The 20413-nt window shown below is 65.0% G+C and carries 18 protein-coding genes; 9 read left to right on the top strand and 9 right to left on the bottom strand.

Annotation, left to right across the window (positions count from 1 at the left end):
• Positions 1-85: 85 nt before the first annotated feature.
• Together CXY83_RS06530 and CXY83_RS06535 are read right to left on the bottom strand one after the other, a co-directional pair.
• Positions 86-1237: a sensor histidine kinase KdpD gene (locus CXY83_RS06530; RefSeq protein WP_104196557.1), complete on the bottom strand. Its 1152-nt coding sequence runs from the start codon at positions 1235-1237 to the stop codon at positions 86-88.
• Complete coding sequence (locus CXY83_RS06535) at positions 1234-2064, bottom strand: response regulator transcription factor (protein WP_233200649.1); 831 nt, start codon at positions 2062-2064, stop codon at positions 1234-1236. The genes CXY83_RS06530 and CXY83_RS06535 overlap by 4 nt, the downstream gene beginning before the upstream one ends.
• A gap of 251 nt (positions 2065-2315) precedes the next feature.
• Between CXY83_RS06535 and CXY83_RS06540 the strand changes: the two genes are divergently transcribed.
• The 3 genes from CXY83_RS06540 to CXY83_RS06550 are packed head-to-tail and all read left to right on the top strand — an operon-like array spanning position 2316 to position 4467.
• The gene (locus CXY83_RS06540) at positions 2316-3038 is read left to right on the top strand and encodes a glycosyltransferase family 2 protein (protein ID WP_104196559.1); all 723 of its coding nucleotides are present in this window, start codon (positions 2316-2318) and stop codon (positions 3036-3038) included.
• Positions 3035-3709: a DUF2064 domain-containing protein gene (locus tag CXY83_RS06545; RefSeq protein ID WP_104196560.1), complete on the top strand. Its 675-nt coding sequence runs from the start codon at positions 3035-3037 to the stop codon at positions 3707-3709. The genes CXY83_RS06540 and CXY83_RS06545 overlap by 4 nt, the downstream gene beginning before the upstream one ends.
• On the top strand, positions 3706-4467 hold the full coding sequence (locus tag CXY83_RS06550; protein ID WP_233200650.1) for a bifunctional 2-polyprenyl-6-hydroxyphenol methylase/3-demethylubiquinol 3-O-methyltransferase UbiG: 762 nt from the start codon (positions 3706-3708) through the stop codon (positions 4465-4467). The genes CXY83_RS06545 and CXY83_RS06550 overlap by 4 nt, the downstream gene beginning before the upstream one ends.
• A gap of 98 nt (positions 4468-4565) precedes the next feature.
• Here CXY83_RS06550 and CXY83_RS06555 read toward each other — a convergent pair whose 3' ends face one another.
• Both CXY83_RS06555 and CXY83_RS06560 read right to left on the bottom strand, forming a co-directional pair.
• A complete protein-coding gene (locus CXY83_RS06555) occupies positions 4566-5084 on the bottom strand; it encodes a hypothetical protein (RefSeq protein ID WP_134571177.1) in 519 nt (172 codons plus the stop codon).
• Complete coding sequence (locus tag CXY83_RS06560) at positions 5084-6340, bottom strand: molybdopterin-dependent oxidoreductase (RefSeq protein WP_104196562.1); 1257 nt, start codon at positions 6338-6340, stop codon at positions 5084-5086. The genes CXY83_RS06555 and CXY83_RS06560 overlap by 1 nt, the downstream gene beginning before the upstream one ends.
• Positions 6341-6820: 480 nt before the next feature.
• Between CXY83_RS06560 and CXY83_RS06565 the strand changes: the two genes are divergently transcribed.
• From CXY83_RS06565 to CXY83_RS06575, 3 genes are all read left to right on the top strand, one after another.
• Positions 6821-8212 (top strand): glycosyltransferase family 87 protein, encoded by a 1392-nt coding sequence (locus tag CXY83_RS06565; RefSeq protein WP_104196563.1) that lies wholly within the window; start codon positions 6821-6823, stop codon positions 8210-8212.
• Between the two features lie 92 nt (positions 8213-8304).
• Positions 8305-9354 (top strand): glycerophosphodiester phosphodiesterase family protein, encoded by a 1050-nt coding sequence (locus tag CXY83_RS06570; RefSeq protein ID WP_104196564.1) that lies wholly within the window; start codon positions 8305-8307, stop codon positions 9352-9354.
• A complete protein-coding gene (locus CXY83_RS06575; RefSeq protein ID WP_233200651.1) occupies positions 9351-12047 on the top strand; it encodes a glycosyltransferase in 2697 nt (898 codons plus the stop codon). Before CXY83_RS06570 ends, CXY83_RS06575 begins: the two co-directional genes overlap by 4 nt.
• Positions 12048-12193: 146 nt before the next feature.
• Here the strand turns inward: CXY83_RS06575 and CXY83_RS06580 are convergent, their stop codons facing one another.
• The 3 genes from CXY83_RS06580 to CXY83_RS06590 all read right to left on the bottom strand — a co-directional run bounded on the left by CXY83_RS06580 (position 12194) and on the right by CXY83_RS06590 (position 15449).
• On the bottom strand, positions 12194-13546 hold the full coding sequence (locus CXY83_RS06580; RefSeq protein ID WP_104196565.1) for an ABC transporter substrate-binding protein: 1353 nt from the start codon (positions 13544-13546) through the stop codon (positions 12194-12196).
• 77 nt (positions 13547-13623) lie between these two features.
• Complete coding sequence (locus tag CXY83_RS06585; protein ID WP_104196566.1) at positions 13624-14472, bottom strand: carbohydrate ABC transporter permease; 849 nt, start codon at positions 14470-14472, stop codon at positions 13624-13626.
• A complete protein-coding gene (locus CXY83_RS06590) occupies positions 14472-15449 on the bottom strand; it encodes a carbohydrate ABC transporter permease (protein WP_104196567.1) in 978 nt (325 codons plus the stop codon). The genes CXY83_RS06585 and CXY83_RS06590 overlap by 1 nt, the downstream gene beginning before the upstream one ends.
• A 198-nt stretch (positions 15450-15647) precedes the next feature.
• Between CXY83_RS06590 and CXY83_RS06595 the strand changes: the two genes are divergently transcribed.
• The gene (locus CXY83_RS06595; protein ID WP_104196594.1) at positions 15648-16673 is read left to right on the top strand and encodes a glycerophosphodiester phosphodiesterase family protein; all 1026 of its coding nucleotides are present in this window, start codon (positions 15648-15650) and stop codon (positions 16671-16673) included.
• 237 nt (positions 16674-16910) lie between these two features.
• Here CXY83_RS06595 and CXY83_RS06600 read toward each other — a convergent pair whose 3' ends face one another.
• Complete coding sequence (locus CXY83_RS06600) at positions 16911-17597, bottom strand: hypothetical protein (RefSeq protein ID WP_104196568.1); 687 nt, start codon at positions 17595-17597, stop codon at positions 16911-16913.
• A 330-nt stretch (positions 17598-17927) separates the two neighbouring features.
• Positions 17928-18374 carry a metallopeptidase family protein gene (locus CXY83_RS06605; RefSeq protein WP_104196569.1) on the bottom strand — a complete coding sequence of 149 codons (447 nt, stop codon included), beginning with the start codon at positions 18372-18374 and terminating at the stop codon, positions 17928-17930.
• Between the two features lie 44 nt (positions 18375-18418).
• Here CXY83_RS06605 and CXY83_RS06610 point away from each other — a divergent pair, with 44 nt between their 5' ends.
• A complete protein-coding gene (locus tag CXY83_RS06610; RefSeq protein ID WP_104196570.1) occupies positions 18419-18655 on the top strand; it encodes a DUF3499 family protein in 237 nt (78 codons plus the stop codon).
• 100 nt (positions 18656-18755) lie between these two features.
• A complete protein-coding gene (gene ahcY, locus CXY83_RS06615) occupies positions 18756-20243 on the top strand; it encodes an adenosylhomocysteinase (RefSeq protein WP_104196571.1) in 1488 nt (495 codons plus the stop codon).
• Positions 20244-20413 lie beyond the last annotated feature (170 nt).

The raw sequence follows: 20413 nt of genomic DNA on the forward strand, positions 1-20413 counted from the left end.
GGGAGATTTTCACAGGCTGCCGCTCATTTTTTCGGGCGGGCCCCGGCGGCCGCACCTCGTTTTCCTGAATGAGCAACCAACCCCGTCACGCCAGCGGATGCTGCGGCAACAGCAGCTCAAACCGGCATCCGTTCTCAACATTGGTCACGGTCACCTGCCCAGCATGTGCACGCACGATTCCCTCGACGATCGCAAGGCCGAACCCGGCACCGCCGCTGCGGCCGGCGCCGGTTCCGCAAGCGGACGCGGTACGCGGCTCGCTCGCTCGCCAGCCGGCCTCGAACACCCGGCCAAGGTCCCGCTCGGGAATACCTCCGGCCGCATCGACGACCGAGATCACCGCCCGCCCGTCGGCGTGCGCGGTGACCGAGACGACGATAGCGCTTCCGGCCGGGGAATGCTGAATAGCATTCATGACCAGGTTACCGACCGCGCGGGCGAGTTCGCGGGCATCCGCCTGCAGCGTGAGACCGCGCTCGCCTTCGAACCGCAGGTGGAGGGATTTTGCGAGGGCGACCGGCGCGAGATCGGCGACTGTGTCGCTGATCAAGTCATACAGGGCGACCCGTTCGAGGTGGAGCTGGAGGGTTCCGGCGTGGATCTTGGACAGCTCGAACAGGTCATCGACCATGCCGCTGAGCCGGTCGACCTGCCCACGGATCTGCACGTAGTAACGCTCGGGGTCTGGCGCCATGCCGTCTTCGAGGGCCTCGGCCATGGCGCGTATACCGGCGAGGGGCGTGCGGAGGTCGTGCGAGATCCACGCCACAATTTCACGGCGGGACGCCTCCATGCGTTCCTCCCGCTCGCGGGATTCGGTCAGTCGATCGGCCGTCTCGGCCAGTTCCCCCGCGAGCGAGGCGAACTCCGTACTCGTATGCCGCTCCGGGGATGTAACGGCTTCGCCGCGGCCGATGCTTGCTGCCGCGGCCCGAAAATACTGGTTGTCGCGCGCGAGTGAGCGCCCCAGCACCGCGGCCATCACGAGCGACACGATTCCGGCGACGATGGCCACCGTATAGAACATGTTCAGGTCGTGCGCCGATATATACATCAGCGACGCCACCGCAGACGTTCCGCTGACCACCGACGCAATGGTCGCGAACGCGACAATGACCACCTGAATCACGAGCGACCCCCGCGACAGCAGGCGCAGTGTCAGCAGGGCGAGCGCCCCTACGACGAGCGCGCACCCGAGCGCGATGCCGACGACGGTCGCAAACATCTCAGCGCTCATCGAGACCCTTCGTCGACGCTGCTTTCGTTGACGCTGCCTTCATCAACGCTGCCTTCGTCAACGCTGCCTTCATCAACGCTGCTTTCGCTGGCGCCGAGCGGAACCGGATCGAACCGGTACCCGACCCCCCACACCGTCGTGACGAGAAGCGGATGCGCCGGGTCGGCCTCGATCTTCTCCCGCAACCGCCGCACGTGCACGGTCACCGTGGACAGGTCGCCGAACTCCCAGCCCCAGACCGAACGGAGCAACTCCTCGCGGGTCAGCACCCTCGACGGCCGCCAGATGAGATAGGCGAGCAGATCGAACTCGCGGGCGGTGAGCACGAGCGGCTGGCCGCGCAGTCGAATCTCGTGCGCGGCCAGGTTGAGCGAGAAGTCGCCGACATCGAGAATCCCCTCCGGAATGTACTCGGTGTTGCTTCGCCGCAGCACCGACTCCACCCGCAGCACGAGTTCCCGCGGCGAGAACGGCTTGACCAGGTAGTCATCGGCGCCAGCTTCGAGGCCCTCGATGCGGTGTTCCTCTTCGCCGAGCGCGGTCAGCATGATCACCGGTAACGCGCCCCAGTTCACTCGGATCCGCCGGCATACCTCGATACCATCCAGCAGCGGCAGCATACGGTCCAGCACCACCAGATCGGGCAGGGCGATTTCGGCCTGACGCAGGCCGGCGAGCCCGTCGGTGGCTTCATCCACGACGAATCCGGCGGCGCGCAGGTACCGCCCGACCACCTCGGATACCATCGGGTCGTCCTCGATGACGAGCACGCGGCGGCCAGCGAGGGCATCCGTTTGGGGCGGCGCAAAATGTTGGGTGGGGGGCACCCCCCCAGACTAGGCGCGCCGCCGCCGCGCGCGCACCAGCCAGGCGGATGCCTTTGCCTTCGGGACGAACCGGGGCGAGCCCGAATTTGGAACCGGGGCTCGGTCGCCGGGGTGGCGCCAGTGTTTCGCGCCCACCCGGCACTGTCATCCGCCCGCCGAGGAACACTTTCCACACGGGTTCCCCAGCTTTTTTCCGTGTTTCGTAATCTTTTTCACCCCGCACACCCAGACATCCCGCCTAAGTTCGCCTAATGATCAATTTCCGGGTGGACGTTGTGTTGCCCTGCCTGAACGAGGCGCAGGCCCTGCCGTGGATTCTCGAACGCATGCCGGTCGGCTACCGCGCGATCGTTGTCGACAACGGCTCGACCGACGGATCGGCCGCAATCGCCCGTAGTCTCGGCGCACAGGTCGTGCACGAAAATCGCCGCGGATTCGGTGCCGCTGCCCACGCCGGTCTCCTGGCGGCCACGGCTCCGATCGTGGCATTCTGCGACGCCGACGCCTCGATGGACCCCCGCGACCTGCCGCTCGTGGTCGACCCGATCAGCGCTGACGAGGCTGATCTCGTGCTCGGGCGCCGCCGCCCCACCACCCGCAACGCCTGGCCTCCGCACGCCCGTCTAGCAAATACCTATCTTTCCTGGCGACTGCGCCGAACAACAGGTGTGAATATTCATGACCTTGGCCCTATGCGAGCGGCGCGCCGAGACCACCTTCTCGCCCTCGACCTCATCGATCGCCGTAGCGGGTATCCGCTGGAGATGTTTCTGGGTGCCGCAGCGGCCAACTGGCGTATCCGTGAAGTCGATACCCCTTACGCGCCGCGCGTCGGCCGCAGCAAAGTGACCGGAACCGTGCGCGGCACCCTCACCGCCATCAAAGACATGTCCGCGCTGCTCAGTACCGATTACAGAAGACCAGCCGCTGCCGCCAACATCGACCCCAGCATCCGGAACGAGGCCCGCTCATGACCGCGATCGTCGTCATTGCCAAGGAATGCCTGCCCGGCAAAGTCAAGACCCGGCTGCACCCGCCGCTCTCGCTCGAGCAGGCGGCTGAACTCGCCGCCGCCAGCCTCGCTGACACTCTCGCCGTTGCGTCACAATTGCCGGCAACGCGCTACATTCTGGCGTTTGATGGCGTGACTGCGCCGGTGGAGGCCTCCGCGTGGGAAATTTTGCCGCAGAGCACTGGAGGCCTTGACGAACGCCTCGCTGCCATCTTCGACACCCTCGCCGAGCCCACTCTGCTGCTCGGAATGGACACCCCCCAGGTCAGTGCTGAGCTGCTCGCCCCCGTATTCACGGACTGGGGCGACGAAACGGATGCTTGGTTCGGCCCGGCCGACGACGGCGGCTTCTGGGCGCTCGCTTTGAAAAGCCCGAGTGGAACGCTGCTCCGGGGTGTCCCGATGAGCCGCTCCGACACCGGTGCCCACCAGCTGCGACGCCTCGACGAGGCCGGGCTCAGCGTGCGCCTCCTGCCGACACTCACCGATATCGACACCATAACGGATGCTCACACCGTCGCCTCGGTCGCCCCCCGCACGCGCTTCGCGCGTGCTTTCGCGGGGGTGCGGGCATCCGCTCGCCTGCAGAACGCCGATTTTCTGCCCACAGCCCTGAGCGGGGCGCGCTCGTGACCCTCGTGTCGCCTCGCCTGTGGGAGCAGTGGGCAAACGGCACAGTCGAAAACGTGGACCGCGCGACCGCGGAACGCTTTCGCCGCCCGAGCACGTTCGGAGCTGGCGGGTCCGAACCGTATGCCCAGGCGTTGCAGAGCGACGACAACGTGCTCTACCTCCACGGCAATCGGGCCGGTGCCGACCCGGGCACGCCGATGCGCGTGTCGACAATGCACGCCGGGCGCTGGAGCGCTGGAGCCGATCCGATCGACCATTCCTTGCTCGACGGGGCTGCCGGACCGGTGCTCGACATTGGCTGCGGACCGGGCCGCATGATTCAAGCCGCCCTCGACGCGGGACTCAGCGCCCTCGGAATCGACGTGTCGCCGACCGCCGTGCGAATCGCCCTCGCGGCCGGTCTCGCCGTTCTGCAACGCTCCGTCTTCGACGACATTCCGTTGGAGGGAACCTGGGCGACCCTGCTGCTCGTCGACGGCAACATCGGCATCGGTGGTGATCCCGACGCCCTGCTCGACCGATGCGCGTCGTTGCTCGCCGTCGACGGTGTGCTCGTCGTTGAGGTGCACCGCGACCCCGAGCACGACCTCGCCTACGAAGGTACCCTGCATGACGCCGCCGGACACACGAGCGACGCGTTCCCGTGGGCCGAACTCGGCGTCAGCGCCCTGTGTCGTCGGGCCGCGAAGGTCGGACTGGTGCAGGTCGCCGAATGGACCAGAGGCGGCCGTTCTTTCGCCCGCCTGGCCCGCTCCTAGCTGCCATCCTGCACCCACGAACGGGGCCCGGGCCCCGTCCATGGGCCCAGTCTATAAACTTGGCCCACGGCCACAAGGTGGGCCCGGAGCTCGGCACGTCACCGCCCGGAGTCATCCGGGAAGGCCTCGACCGGGCTCCGCCAGCGCAGGAAAGCCCATACCGACAGCCCCACGGTGACCAGGGCCAGCAGGAGCCAGAAGATCGCAAGGTTCAGTCCGTAATTCAGCGGGAGCACGGTCGGATTCGCGGGTGCGAAATTCTTCGCCACGAGCGTCGGCACCGCGATCAGCGACACGATCGACCCGACCACTATTGCGCCTTGAACGATCGCAATGACCGTGCCGGTTACGCGCCGACCGGCACGCCGAAGCGCGATCCCGAACGCGAACACGATCGGCGCCAGAATCGCATCGTGCAGCACAATCGCCGCCGCAATCCACAGGGCGACCCCCGGTATGCGGGTTAGCCGCACCGAATCGAACATCACAAACGCGCCCCAGGCAAGCAGCAGCACACCGAGACCCAGCAGAGCCAGGCGGATGCTGCGCATCCGTCGGCTGGTCGACGCCGGGATTCCGGCCGGCGGGGGATTCAGCCCCGTCCTACTCGTCGTCATCAGATCGCCTCGATTCGGCTGAGCCATTTGGTCTGCAGTACGCCGGGGCGGCCCGGCGCGATCATGCGCGCAGGATACCCGTGCTCGAGGTCGAGCGTCTCACCGTTCAGTTCGAGCGCGACGAGGGTGAGCGGGTCCCGCACATACTCGCGGCCCATCTGGGTTTTGCTGAAGCTGCCGCGTTCTTCAAGGCTGATCAGACGAAACGAGGTGTCCGGGTCGGCGCTCAACAAGTCGGCCAGGTCGCTCAATCGCACGCCGCGCCAGTGGGCCATCTGGCTCCAGCCCTCGACGCAGGCGATCGGAAGCTGAACCTCGGTCTGCGGCAGCGCCAGCAACTCGGAACGGGTGAAGGAGCGTTCGGTGCCGGCCACCGCCACGGTGAGGGTCCACCCCGCGGCCAGGGCGGCATCCGCTACCTTGGCCTGCTCGCTCGTGCGGTTCACCGGAACGCCCTGCTGGCCGACGCCCTTCTTACGCGGCCCAAACAGGTTGACCGCGTTCAGCGGCGTGAAGGTCTGGCCAGCGGTCAGGCCCACGACGGCAGTGGTGGCCACGCCGACCGTCGTGAGGAATCCGCGCCGACTGACGCTACTGATCAGGGTGCGCGGCGTCGCGTCGATGTAATCGAGTACGCGCCCGGTCACGCCGCCGGGCCGGCTGCTGCCCCACAATCGCACGGCCTCCGCGTTGGAAGCCCGATCGACCGAGTACACGTCTTCCGGATGCTCGCTGTCTAGGGACCCCTTGCTCCAGTACCGAGTGATCATCGGGAGTTTCACCCCGATATGTATAACCAGCAACCCGATCAGCGCCCAGCCGAGCGCGAAGTGCACCTGCCGAAACGGAAACGGCCACGGATACCACTGAAAAGTGTTGAGCAGCCCCATCGTGATCTGCACGAGCGAGGCGCCCACAAAAAGGGCGATCGAGGCCCGTTCCAGAAAATGAACGAGCCCGCGTACCGGGGGATAGGCGAACAGGTTGGGAAAAACGATGTACAGCTTGGCCAGCAACAGGGGAAAGCAGGCGATTCCCGCGATGATGTGCGTGCCCTGCGTCACCTGGTACAGAAACTCCGGTCGCGTCGCAAATCGCATCCAGTCGAGGGGTTCCTGCAAAAAATGACTGTACAGGCCGGTGCCGAAGCAGATCAGAAAAGCGGCGCCGAGCAGCCGCCCGATCACTGTCGCCATCCGCGGATTGCGCACCGGCGATGCCAGCGCTCGCTGGGCCTCGTACATCAATCGCCGCATGCTTCTATTTCATCACCACACGGTCGCTAAAAGCGGTGTGAATTTCTTACGATGTGCACATGGCCAAACTTATTCCCAGAAAAGTCGCTGGTCGGAATCATTTTTCATCGGGCTGGCCGGGTCGGTCAGGCGCATTGAGGCCATTACCGGGAGGTTTCGCTCCCTGACCCACCGCACTGTCGGTGGGTGTCACTAGCGTGATGGGTATCTACTCGCTGAGACTCGTGCCGAGACTCAGGAGAAGCACGATGAAGGTTTTGGTCGCGACGGAGATCGCTGCGTCACTTCGCTGATCGTGCTCACTGAACCCGAGGGGTGGGGCTAAGCAGCATCCTCGCTGCCGGACCGCAGAATCTCGACCTGCTCCCCCGTCACCTTGGGCGAGGAGCGTTTACCCCGAAGGCCTTACAGTCTGCAGGTTTCTCACTCGCGCTTCCCCGAAAACATCGCGATTGGGCAGAGGTAGGTGAGGATGGTCTGGTGCGACTTATTCTGATCTCGGGACTGCTCGTGCTCAGCGCTGCCCTCACCGCGTTCAGCGTCAGCACCCTCCACCTGTTCGCACCCGACCGCGACGAGATACCACTCGTGCTGGTCACCAGTGCGCTCTGGCTCCTGTTCGGCCTGGCTTGGTGGCTGCTGCGTCGCGTGAACGGCAGGGCTGTGGTTGCTCTGATCCTGGCTGGCTCCGCGCTGATCGGCGGCGCGGCTATGGTCGGTCCACCCAACACGAGCACCGACTCGGCTCGCTATGCGTGGGACGGCATCGTACAAAATAATGGCATCAGCCCCTACGCCTTCACACCAGCGGATGCCCGCCTCGATTCCCTGAGACCAGACTGGCTCTTCCCGGCGCCCCAGACCACGGCCGCCGGCACGGAAGTCTGCATCGGCGAGCGCATTGCGCGCGCCCGCACGACCGACGGCGATCTGCTCTGCTCAGCCCTCAACCGCACGGCCGTGCCCACGATTTACCCGCCGGCCAGCGAGATCTTCTTCGCCGGCGTACGTTTTCTCACTGGTCCCGGCCCCGCCTACTGGCCGTTGCAGTTCGCCGGGCTGCTGCTGAGCCTCGGTACCACCGTCATGCTGCTGGTTGGAATGCGCCGCCGCGGCCTCGATGAAAGAAATGCGGCGCTCTGGGCCTGGTGTCCGCTCGTGGCGACCGAGGCCGTCACCAACTCGCACGTCGACATGCTCGGCGTCATCTTCGTCGTCGCAGCCGTTTTTCTGGTCTCGACCAGAAAGGTCTGGCGCGGCGGCATCATGCTTGGAATAGCGATCGGTACCAAACTCATCCCGGTACTGGCGGCGCCGGCCCTGCTCAAGCGGGGCGGCTGGCGCATGGTGGCGGCATCCGTTCTCAGCTTTGCGCTGCTGTATGTGCCCTATGTGCTGGCCACCGGAATCGGGGTGCTGGGCTACCTGCCCGGTTACCTGAGTGAGGAGGGTTACCAGGACGGCTCTCGGTTCGCGCTGGTGTCTCTGGTCGCGCCGGGGTCATCCGCTATTATCGTGGCCGGCCTGATCCTGGCCGTGGTCGCCGTGCTGGTGATTCTCACCACCGACCAGAACCGGCCCTGGGTCGGGCAACTGGTTATGATCGGCGCGACCCTGCTCGTGCTCAGCCCCCGCTACCCCTGGTATGCGCTGCTGCTGCTGCCGTTCGTGGCACTCAGCGGCCGCTGGGAATGGCTGCTCGTTCCGATGGCGCTCACTCTGCGGCTGCTCGTGCCGAACCCGGAGCTCACCCGGGTGTCGATCGCGATCGCGGTCATCGTGATCGTCGCCGTGTCACTGCGTCGCGCCGGCCCCGGAGTTTTGAAACGGATGCGTCACCCGTTCGTGTTCACACAGAGTTCATCCGCCTGACGGCTGCGCGGTGGATGCCGGTCACCTCGGCTCCATAACGTGAGCAGCAGCGCGCCTTTTCGGCGTACTGCGATCCACGAAAGAGTGCCGGCATGCGCAAGATTTTGATCATCGCGGCGGCCGCCGCCCTCAGTACGGTTCTGGTTGGCGGGGCTGTCGTGGCCGCGCAAGGAGAGTCGGCGCTCGCCGAACCGGCCCGGGCAGCTGCGCCCCTCGACCAGAGCGCCGCCTTCGACCTGCAATCTCACCGTGGCGGCCGCGGTGAACACACCGAGGAGAGCCTCGCCGCCTTCGCTGCCTCGCTCGAACTCGGCGTCAGCACGCTCGAACTCGACACGCACCTCACCCGCGATGACGCCGTCGTCGTCTGGCACGACGATGTGCTCACCACGAGCAAATGCCGCGACACGGAGGCCGCCTTCCGTAAGGACCCCGCCTTCCCCTATGCAGGCACGCGCGTGCGCGAACTGACTCTTGCCCAGATTCAAACGCTGGACTGCGGATACCAGCAGCTGCCCGGCTATCCGGAGCAGCACAACGTGCCCGGCAACATGATCGTCGAATTGGCCGACGTGTTCGCGCTCGTCGACGCTCACCAGGCCGACACCGTGCAGCTCAACATCGAGACCAAGATCGAAACCCCAGGCCCAACCGGTGAAGGGGAAATGATGGCGCTCACGCGCGCCGTCGTCGCCGCCATCGCGGTCTCAGGCCGTGCCGACCGAATCACCGTGCAGAGTTTCGACTGGGCCTCCCTCGACCTCGTGCGGCGCATATCGCCCGAGCTGCGACTTGTCGCCCTTGCCCAGGACGACGACTGGCTCGAAGTGGGCCAGCCTGGCAGAAGCGTGCACCTCGGTGGGATCGATATCGACGACTACGACGGCTCCGTCGCCCGGGCAGCTGCCGCAAAGGGCTATGACGCGCTGTCGCCAACGTTCAAGACGGTCACGCCCGAGCTCATGGCCGAAGCCCATTCCGCCGGACTGCCCGTGATCCCATGGACGGTCAGCGAGACCGCGCTCATGCACACCCTCGTCGACCTGGGAGTTGACGGCATCATCACCGACTATCCCACCCGGCTGCGCGGCGTGCTCACCGAGCGCGGCCTCAGCCTCCCGACAGCGTACCCGGCGCTGTGACCGTGCCCGCACTGCCGCCCCGGCCCCACACTGAACCCGTCGCCTTCCAAATCGCTGGGCCCCCTGCTTCAAGCCTCGCCGCCAAACTGGGCACGCTCGTGCTGCTCTTCGCTCCCGTACTTTCACGCTGGAGCGATGGGCCGCGTCGCCGCCTCACCAGGCTGGTTGGCCGCATCCGTCGGGCGGTACGCTACGAAGCCCACGCCTACTGGCGTACCCGTCCGATTCGCCCGCACCACGTGCTGTACGAAGCGTTCAACGGATCCGGGCTGCTCTGCAACCCAGAGGCACTGTTCCGGCAACTGCGTAATACGCCTGATCAGGGGCACTTACGGCATGTCTGGGCGCTCAAGGACCCGCGCTTGGCACGCCGGGAATTTCGCCACGATCGCACGGTGCGCTTTGTGAAAAGCGGCTCGCCCGCCTACTATCGGGCACTCGCCACGAGCCGCTACCTCATCAGCAACGCCACCTTTCCACCGCAATTTTCCAAACGAGTCGGCCAGATCTACCTCAACACCTGGCACGGCACGCCGCTCAAACACATGGGCTACGACATGGCCGACGGCGCTTTCGGGACGTCCAATATCGTGCGCAACTTTGTCAGTGCCGACTATCTGCTCGCCGCCAACCCGTTCATGGCCCGTCAAATGTATGAGCGCGCCTACAAACTCGACGGCATCTTTCACGGACGGATGCTGCTGGCCGGCTACCCCCGCATCGACCGGCAGACGCTCTCCGCGGCGGAATCCCAAAGCGCACGATCCCGGCTCGCGCAGCTCAACCCCGGTGGCCGCGAGATCGTGCTGTACGCGCCCACGTGGAAGGGCTCCTCCTTCGCCCACCCCGACGACGACCTCGACGCCCTGCTCGAGCGCGTTCGGCACATCGAAGCCGGAATCGACGGCAGTCGTTATATCGTGTTGCTGAAAACTCACCAGGCTGTGCACGCACTCGCTTCCGGCCGCGCGGACCTCGCCCGGATTCTGGTGCCGAACGACTTGCCTACCAACGTCGTGCTCGGGCTCGCCGGCATACTCGTCACGGACTACTCGAGCATCTTCTTCGACTTTCTCGCGACCGGTCTGCCGATTGTGTTCTTCACGCCCGACCTCACCGACTTCGAGCAGACCCGGGGGCTCTACCTGGCGCCGACTGAGCTGCCCGGCCCGGTCTGTCGCACGGTAGCGGAGGTCGTCGCATTCATTGGCCAAATCGCAGACCATGGAAGGCTGCCGGCCTTCACCGAGCGCTATCGAATCGCCCAACACGACTATGTCGGCCAGGATGACGGCGCTGCGAGTGCCCGCGTGATCGACATCGTCTTTCGCGGTGCCGACTCCAGTCCGCTGCTGCGCGTGCCGTCCGCCGCCGTCCGCACCTCCGTGCTCATCTATCTCGGCGGCATGAAGCCCAACGGCATCACCTCTGCCGCACTCAACCTGCTCGGCGCCATCGACCACGAACGGTTTGACATCTCGGTCACCTTCGCGAAGAGTGCAGCCCCGGCCCGTCGCGCCAACCAGCGCCTGATCGACCCGCGAGTGCGACAGTTCGCCCGTATCGGCGGCATGAATGGCGGAGTGAGGCAGCGGCTTGCTCGTCGCCGCGCGGCTCGGGCCGACGCCCCCGGCGGGGCTGGTTCGCTCGGAGCGCGCATCACGTCCGGAGCCCGTGCTACCTCCGCGGCTGACGCCGACTTCACTGCGGAGTTCACCCGCTGCTTTGGCGACAGCCGTTTCGATCACGTCGTGGATTTCAGCGGCTACGGTCCATTTTGGGCTGAATTACTGCTGCACTCGCCTCCCGCCGTGCGCTCGATCTGGCTGCACAATGACCTCGGCGCCGACGCCCACCGCGCCATCGGGGGAGTCAAGCGGATGCTGCGCGGCCTCACCGAGACCTTCGCCCGCTACGACCGGTACGACCACCTGGTCTCCGTGTCGCCGGCGCTTTCCGAAATCAATGCCGAAGCGCTCGCCGCTTATGCGCCGCGCTCCAAGTTCACAGTTGCGCACAACACCGTCGACGTCGAACGAATCCTGCGCGGCGCGGCTGACGTGTCCCAGCCGTGCATCGAGTCGCCGGCCACCGCAGCCACGACCACGTTCGTCACCATCGGGCGCCTCTCTCCGGAGAAGAACCAGACCCGACTGATTCGGGCGTTCGCCCTCGTGCACGCTCGGAATCCGTTCACCCGGCTCGTCATTGTCGGCTCGGGGCCACTGAAAGCCGAACTCACAGCGCTGATCCTCGATCTGGAGCTGTCGGCCGCGGTCACCCTGACCGGAGCGCTCGCCAATCCCTACCCTGTGCTCGCGGCAGCGGACTGCTTCGTGCTGTCGAGCGACTACGAGGGCGCCCCGATGGTCATTCTGGAAGCACTGGTACTGGGGCGCGCGGTGGTGACGGTGGCCTTCGCATCCGTTCACGATGCGCTGCCGCAGGCCGCCGGTCTCGTCGTTCCGCAGACCGACGCAGGTCTCGCGGCCGGCCTCACCGCTTTCTTGCGCGGAGACGTCGTCGCGAGCGCCTTCGACCATGAGGCGTATGGACGCCGGGCGGTTGCGGAATTCTATCGAGCCATCGGAGTGACAGACCTTGGCGCGGATACAGAACGTCACTTCCCTCTCGACGACGATCTTGACGCGGAACTGGCCGAACTCGCGCCGTCTACGGCGGCCGGGCGCTGAAGGCCCTGACCGGCATCGCGGGCCAGTCGCTTTGCTGACCCAGTGAGCTTCGATCCGAAATCAGCATCGAACGCCCGGAAACCATCTCCACCCGCACAAAAGCGGGCCCGCCTGCTCGGCGGACCCGCTTCCACAAAACCCCGAAACTACAGGTAAGCGCTCACGTTCTCGTCGAACGAGGTTGCGATCGCCGTGCTCGCGACCGCGAACGCCTCGGCCGGGTCGGTCTGCTGGAGCATGATCTTCTCCAGCGCTGTAGTGAGCTCCTTGTCGCCGTTCGGCACGAAGACGCGGCCCCAGTCCTGCGAGCGGGTGGTCTCGAGCTGGTCGACGGCCGTGCGAAACTGCGGGAACTCGGCGTAGACCTTGGTCATCGTCTCGCCGTCGCGGGCGGAGGTACGTACCGGCATGTAGCCGGTGTTCGAGGAGAAGTACGCCGTGTTCTCGGAGTTGGTGAGAAACTTCAAGAACATGCCGGCGGCCAACTGCTGCTCCGGGGTGCGGTCGGCGGCGATGGCGATGCCGGTTCCGCCGGTCGGGCAGGCCTGGCCTTCGGGCCCTTCCGGCAGGAAGCCGGTGCCGACCTTGAAGTTGGCGGCTTCCAAAATGCCGGTGAGCGATCCGGTCGAGCCCATGATGCAGCCGGTCAGACCGGCGCCGAAGTCGGCGACCTGGTCCACAGCCGCTACGGTGGCGACCTTCTTGTCGTAAATCAGTGACTGCAAGTAGTCCGCTGCCGCGATCGCTTCGGGGGTGTCAAGCGTCATCGTCCACTCGTCAGAGTAGGCACCGCCCTGTCCCCACAGCATGTTGCAGAACCACCACGCAGCCCAGGACGCACCCTTGCCGAGACCGAGGGGGGTCACACCGCCATCGGCCTGGATCTTCGGTGCCCACTCATCGAATTCGGCCCAGGTCTTGGGCGCGCGGTCGGGTAGCCCGGCCTTGGCCCAGACGGCCTTGTTGTAATAGAACAGCGGCGTCGAGCGGGCGTAGGGGATGGCCCAGTGGTTGCCGGTGAAGGTGTAGTCGTCGTACAGGGTTTTGTTGAAGTCGGCGGTGTCGATCTCGAGGTGCCGGGCAAGATCGTCGATCGGAAGAATCTGGCCGTTGATCATGTAGCGAAACCACCACACATCGCTGGCCAGCACGAGGTCGGGCACGCTGTTGGTGCCCGACGCCGCCTGAAACTTCTGCGCGATCTCGTCATAGTTGGCGCCGGCCGTGACCAGGTTCACCGTGATCTGCGGGTTCTCGGCCTGGAAGCGCTTGATGATCTCTTCCTCGATCAGCTTCGAGGTTCCCGGGTGGTTGCTCCACCAGGTGATTTCCTTGGCTGGTGTGATGCCCGTCCAGTCCATTACCGCGACGTCAGCGGCACCGGCGCCCGCTCCCAGCGACGGTCCGCTGCACGCGGCAAGGGTGGCCGTGGCGCCGAACACGGCGGCGAGCTTCAAGATCTGCCGGCGGTTGATGGTGAACGAGGGTGTCGTGTTCATAGAACTCTCCTGGTGGGGGGTGGTCTCGAGTGGAAAATTGAGGGGCGGCATCCGCTGAATAACCGGATGCCGATGCGTCAGCCGGTTACGCCGCCGGCGGTCAGCCCGGCGATGATGCGTTTTTGTAGCGCAAAAAACGCGATGAGCACCGGCACGGTGACCAGCACGGTGCCGGCCATCAGTACGCCCCAGTTGGTGACGCCGTCGTTGTTTTGCAACAGGGTCAGTCCCACCGGCAGCGTCATCATGTCGGAGCGGTCGACGACGAGCAACGGCCAGAGGTATTCGTTCCATTCGGAGACGATCGAGATCAAAGCCACCGCGGCGATGGTTGGTGCCGAGATGGGCACGATGAAACGCCAGAGGCGGGTCCAGTGACTGGCTCCGTCGAGTGCTGCGGCTTCGAGAATGGAGATCGGCAGGGTCAGAAAATGCTGGCGAAACAGAAAGGTGCCGAACGCGCTGGCGAGGCCGGGCACGATGATGCCCTGATACGTGTTGATCCACCCGAGCGAGGCCACAAGGGTGAAGTTGGGAATCATCACGATCTGCTGCGGGACCAGGAGGGCGAAGATCACCAGGCCGAAGACGAACTTCTTGAACGGAAACTCCAGAAAGACGACAGCGTACGCGGTGGTCAGGCCGAGCAACATTTTCAGTCCGGCGCCGATCACCGTGGTGATGGTGCTGTTGAGAAAGAAGTTTCCGAACGGCACGGCGGCCAGGGCTGCGGCATAGTTTGACAGGTCGTAGCTGTCGGGCAGCCACTGGATCGGCACCGTGTAAATCTCGTCGCGTTCCTTGAACCCGGCCAGGAACATCCAGACCAGCGGCAGAATCATGATCGCAATGGCCAGAATCAGACCAAGGTAGCCGCCGAGTTGAAGCGGTGTACGGCGACGCGAGGTCGAGGTAGGCGTGGACATCAGTAGTGCACTCGTTTCTCGACGTACTTCATTTGAATCAGAGTGACCACGAGCAAGACGGCGAACAAAATCGTCGCGACCGCGGAAGAATATCCGGCTCGACCGGCCTGAAAGCCTTCCTGATAGATCTGGTACATCATCGTGGTGGTGCCTTCGAGCGGTCCGCCCTTGGTCATCGCCTGGATGATGTCGAAGGACTGCAACGAGCTCAGCAGCGTCGTGATCGACAGAAAGAAGGTCGTCGGGCCGAGCAGCGGCAGCACGATGTTGCGAAATGCGCGCACCGGCGTTGCGCCGTCGAGCGACGCCGCCTCGAGCAAGTCTCGGGGCACCGACTGCAGGGCCGCCAGATAGATGAGCGCGACGTAGCCGACGTTTTTCCAGAGGTAGACGATGATGACCATGACCAGCGCCCACTGTGGATCGTTGTACCAGGGCGGTGAGGCCACGCCGATGGCGTCGAGCAGCGCCGCAGTGATGCCGAAGTTCGGGTCGAAAACGAACAGCCAAAGCAGGCCGACCGCGACCCCGGAGAGCACGTACGGCGCAACGATAACGGTGCGGGCGGCGCCGCGGCCGTGCAGCTTGCGGTTGAGCAACACCGCGAACAGCAGGCCGATCACCATGCCGCCGCCCACGGTTGCGACGGTGAAGATCAGGGTGACCGTGACGACCCGAGCCGTGCCGGGGTCGTTGAACCAGGTGACATAGTTGCCAAGACCCACCGGAATTGCCGAGGCCGAACCCAGGTTCCACTGCAGGGTCGAGTAATAGAGCGACTGCAGGAGTGGCTTGTAGGTGAAGACGATGAGCAGGGCCACGTTCGGCCCGGCGAACAGTAGAAACAGCAGCCACGATTTCCACGGTTTCTTTTTCTTGCGCGGGGTGAATGTGCGGCGCGGCGCCGGTGTCGTGACGTTCGTCGGGGCCGCTACCGCTGACGCAGTGCCGCGGTGCAGGTCCTCGATGGTGGGCATGCGCTGAAATCCCCCTGAAAAGTGCCGTCGGCCAAGCAGCAGACTCTGTCAGGTTAGGCAACGTATCGATAGCTGATCGGCCGATTTACGCGTATACGCGCAGTTGTCGCGTGGCGTTCGCCTGCACCGCGTCAAAACTTCAGCGGGTGTTCACCTGAACCGACCGTCGGTGTCACTCGTCGGCGTTACGGTGTGCAGATGTCCCCTCTTGTCATCGGTCACCGCGGAGCCAGCGGCTACCGCCCCGAACACACCCGTTCCGCCTACGCCCTCGCGTTCGAGCTCGGCGCCGACTCGGTCGAACCTGACATCGTCGCCACCCGAGATGGAGTGTTGGTGCTGCGCCACGAAAACGACATTTCCGTCACCACGGATGTCGCTTCTCGTGCCGAGTTCACCGGCCGCCGCACGACCAAGGAGTTCGCCGGTCACACCCTCACTGGCTGGTTCACCGAAGACTTCACCTGGGCCGAACTGGCCACTCTGCGCGCCCGGGAGCGTCTTGCACACGTGCGCCCGCAGAATGCGCAGCACGACGACCGATACCCGATCATGAGGTTGAGCGACCTGTTTGAGCTTATCGACGAGGCCTCAAACACCTCTCGGCGCCCCCTCGGCATGGTCGCGGAGATCAAGAACGCCGCCTATTTCGCCTCGATCGGCTTGCCCCTCGACGAGCTGTTCGTCGACGAGGTGCGCGCGGCCGGTTGGAACGACGACGACGACCGCCTCATCATCGAGAGCTTCGAGGCGACCGTGCTTGAGCAGATTGCGGCACGCGGCATGACCGCTCGAGGCGTGTTCCTGATCGCCGCAACCGGTCAGCCCCTCGATCAGGTCGCCCGGCTCGGCGCCGGAGCGCCGTATTACTCCGATTACCTCACCGCAACCGGTCTCGATGCCCTCAGTAGCACCGTCGACGGCATCAGCGTAGACAAATCCCTGATCATCGAGGCGGATGCCGTCGGCGACCTGGTGATTTCTTCTCTCGTTACTGACGCCCACGCGGCCGGGCTGGACATCTTCTGCTGGACCCTGCGGCCGGAGAATGCTTTTCTTACCGCGTCGTGTCGCCTTGGGGATCAGCCGGGCAGTTTCGGCCACTGGCGCGACGAGTTCGCGGCGGTCATGGGCAGCGGAATCGACGGGGTCTTCGTCGACCACCCCGACCTTGCCGTGAGCGTGCGCGACGAGCTGCGCAGCCGGGTGGCGGCATCCGTTTGATGCGCTGAACGCCCGCTGGCGCATCCCGGGGCTTGATCGTGTCGTGGTCCAGTCGTGTCTGGCGCAAACGTGTCGTGGCACTCGGTAGGGAAGCGGGCACTCGTACGAACGGGTGCCCGCTTCCCTACCGAGTGCCGCGAACCGTAAGCGGCCCGGGGCACGCAAAGATCGGGGCCCGCCGTGTGGCGGGCCCCGATCTTTGCTGTACTGCCTATTCGCTCGTGGAGAGCCGAGCCACTACTTGGTGGCGGCGGTGATGGTTGCGATGCCAACGAGCATCTGGTCAGTGACGGCGTCGGTGCTGAACGTGGAGTTCAGCAGGCCGGCGGCGACGGAAGAGATGTGAACCGTGGTGCCGGTGAGGATGGCGTTGTCGCCTTCCATCTTGAGCGGCTCCAGGGTCGAACCGTAGAGGTCGAACAGCAGGGCCTGGGTGGCGGCGGACTCGCCGTTGACCGAGACGTCACCGAAGAGCTCCGAGGTGCCGGGGTCGATGGTGAAGTTGGTCAGCTCGACGACGGTATCGCCGGCGGTCAGCGAGAATCCGGATCCCTCGTGCTGAATGGAGCCCTGAACGAAGGGGCGGTAGCTTTCGGCCGGGTCGTAGTAGTCCACGTTGCCACCGGAGATCGGAAAGTGCAGGCTGCCTTCTTCGAGAGTGGCCGTTCCCACGGTTCCGGCGGTCAGGCCGAGGCTCGTCAGTGCAGCGCCGAAGTCGGCGTCGAGCAACACGGCGGTGTCAACACCGGAGAGGCTGGGAATCGAGGCGAGCGGCGTCGGCGTGGCTTCGGCCGAGCTGGACGAGCTTGAGCTCGAAGCGGGCGCCGGGGTCGTCGTGCCGGCGTCCGACGAGCAGCCGGCGAGGCCGGCGATGAGAATTCCAGCAGAGGCGAAACCGATGGTGGCCTTGGTGAATGTACGCATAGGATGAATCCTTTTCCGTCGATAGAGCAGGTGGTGTTGGGGTCTGCATGGTGTTCGGCTCCATCCCGGAATCGGTTTGGAATTGCCCCGATCTGTTATCTTTCTGTTACTAAATACAGCAAACGTCCAGACGCGCTGACACGCCGACTCATCGCGCCGAAAGGCCGCGATCCCAGTCATAGCGAGGATCGGTCCGAAAGGCGGATGCCGGTCGAACCGGTTATCTGCTCGCGGCAGGCGTCGGAGAAGTGCACTGATTCGATCACGTGTCACCATCTCGCACACGTGCCGGCGACACCCGCGCGGTGGTCGCCGGGCGTGGACCGATACCTAGAAGTGGCGGAAGCGATCCGGCGCGAGGTCCCAGGGGTCTTTGCCGAGCAGTTCGGCGACGCCGCGAAAGACGCAGGTCTCGATCATCATGCGCTGGTGTATCTCATCGTTTTCGTGCAGGCGTGACAGGCGCTGGATCGGCAGGCGGTAGAACACGACGCGGTTCGTCTCCGGCGTCACCATCCAGCGTTCCACGCCAATGCCGGGTATGACCGAGGGCGGTCCGGAGGCGACCTCGAACACGGATTTGCCCAGTTCTTCCGGCCAGACGCCGCGCAAATACTCGATTGTGCTGGCGATCGTCATGTCAAACAGGTCGATGCGGGTGCGCAGTGGCGGCAGGAACGGGCCGGTCGCCGAACTACGGATGCCGCGGCCGTGCCGGTCGCGTCCGCGACCGCGCACCGTCGGTTCGGGCGCTGCTGAACGACGGGATCGAGACATGCTGCCATCCTACGGCGGCCGGGAAGCGGCTACCCTTACAGGCAATGACATTCCGCCCGTGTTCTCGTGTCGCCTGCCTCGAACCCTCGGTGGCCACGCTCACCTTTGACTATGGGGAGTCCCTGGCAGTACTCGGCCCGCTCTCCATTCAAGCGGAACCACACAGCTTTGACCTGTGCTCTCGACATGCGGAACGCACGAGTGCTCCGCGTGGCTGGCACCTCATACGCCACCGGCTTCTGGCCGACGATCCCGACGTTGAAAGCCCGACGCTGCCGTGACCCATTCTTGGTGGGGGTGGCATCCGCTCGCTGGGTGGCCTGCCCACGCACCAGCAGAACAATGTGGAGTTCGTTCAGAGAGAAATGGCAAGATAGCAGCATGACTGTCGCCGCACCCACCGTGCCCTCCACCTTCACCTACAAGATCGCCGATGTGTCGCTCGCCGAGGCTGGCCGCCATCAGTTGCGCCTGGCCGAAAACGAGATGCCGGGGCTGATGGCTCTGCGCACCGAATTCGGTGAGACCAAGCCGCTCGCCGGCGCCCGCATCGCCGGATCGCTGCACATGACCGTGCAAACCGCCGTGTTGATCGAGACCCTCGTTGCACTCGGTGCTCAAGTGCGCTGGGCCAGTTGCAATATTTTCTCCACGCAGGACGACGCGGCCGCCGCGATCGCGGTGGGCCCGACCGGCACAGCCGATGCCCCGGCCGGTGTTCCCGTATTCGCCTGGAAGGGGGAGACCCTTGAGGAGTACTGGTGGTGCACGTCGCAGATCTTCGACTGGAGCGCCGAAGCGGCTGCGGCCGGAGCCGCGTGGACCGGCCCGAACCTGATCCTCGACGACGGCGGCGACGCCACCATGCTCGTGCACAAGGGTCGCGAGTTCGAACTGGCCGGCGCCGTACCAGCGGATGCTGCCGATGACAGCCACGAATATGGAGTCATCCTCGCCGCCCTCCGTCACTCGCTCGCGGAATCGAGCGACCGCTGGACCTTGGTGGCCGCCGATCTCATCGGCGTCACCGAGGAAACCACCACCGGTGTCCACCGACTCTACGAGCTTGCCGCGGGCAAACAACTGTTATTTCCGGCTATCAACGTGAATGACTCGGTCACCAAGAGCAAGTTCGACAACAAGTACGGCATTCGCCACTCACTGCCGGACGGACTCAACCGGGCCACGGACGTGCTGATCGGCGGCAAGGTCGTCTTCGTCGCTGGCTACGGTGATGTTGGCAAGGGAGCCGCCGAAGCACTACGCGGCCAAGGCGCTCGGGTGATCGTGAGCGAGATCGACCCGATCAACGCGCTCCAGGCCGCGATGGACGGTTTTCAGGTCGCCCGCCTCGACTCCGTCGTCGAACAGGTCGACATCTTCGTCAGTGGCACCGGAAACTTCAACGTCATCGGTGTCGACCACATGCTGCGCATGAAGCACCTCGCCATCGTCGCCAACGTTGGTCACTTCGACAACGAGATCGACATGGCCGCGCTCGAGTCGCTGCCGGGGGCGGTCAAGGTGCAGATCAAGCCGCAGGTCGACGAATGGCGCATGCCGAGCGGGCGTAGCGTGCTCGTGCTGTCGGAGGGGCGCCTGATGAACCTGGGCAACGCCACCGGTCACCCCTCGTTCGTTATGAGCAACTCCTTCACCAATCAGGTCCTCGCGCAGATTGAGCTGTACGTTTCGCCGGAGAAGTACCCCGTTGGCGTGTACGTGCTGCCGAAGCTGCTGGATGAGAAGGTCGCCCGCCTGCATCTCGACGCTCTCGGCGTCGAGCTGACCGTGCTTACGCCCGAGCAGGCGGGCTACCTGGGCATTCCCGTAGAAGGCCCCTACAAAGTAGACCACTACCGCTACTAGCCCCTGCTTTTTGGGACGGGGCCTGGGCCCCGTCCTTGGGCCCAGGTTATAAACCGGGCCCACGTTCATAACGTGGGCCCGGTTTTTCACGTTCGGGGGAGCGGATGCTGGTGGTGCGACACGCCCGGGTGGGGGGCGTTTTGACGGGTGGGTGTGGTGGCCGTAATGTA

It is taken from the genome of Cryobacterium sp. M15 (assembly GCF_002929675.1).
GTDB classification, from domain to species: Bacteria; Actinomycetota; Actinomycetes; order Actinomycetales; family Microbacteriaceae; genus Cryobacterium; species Cryobacterium lyxosi.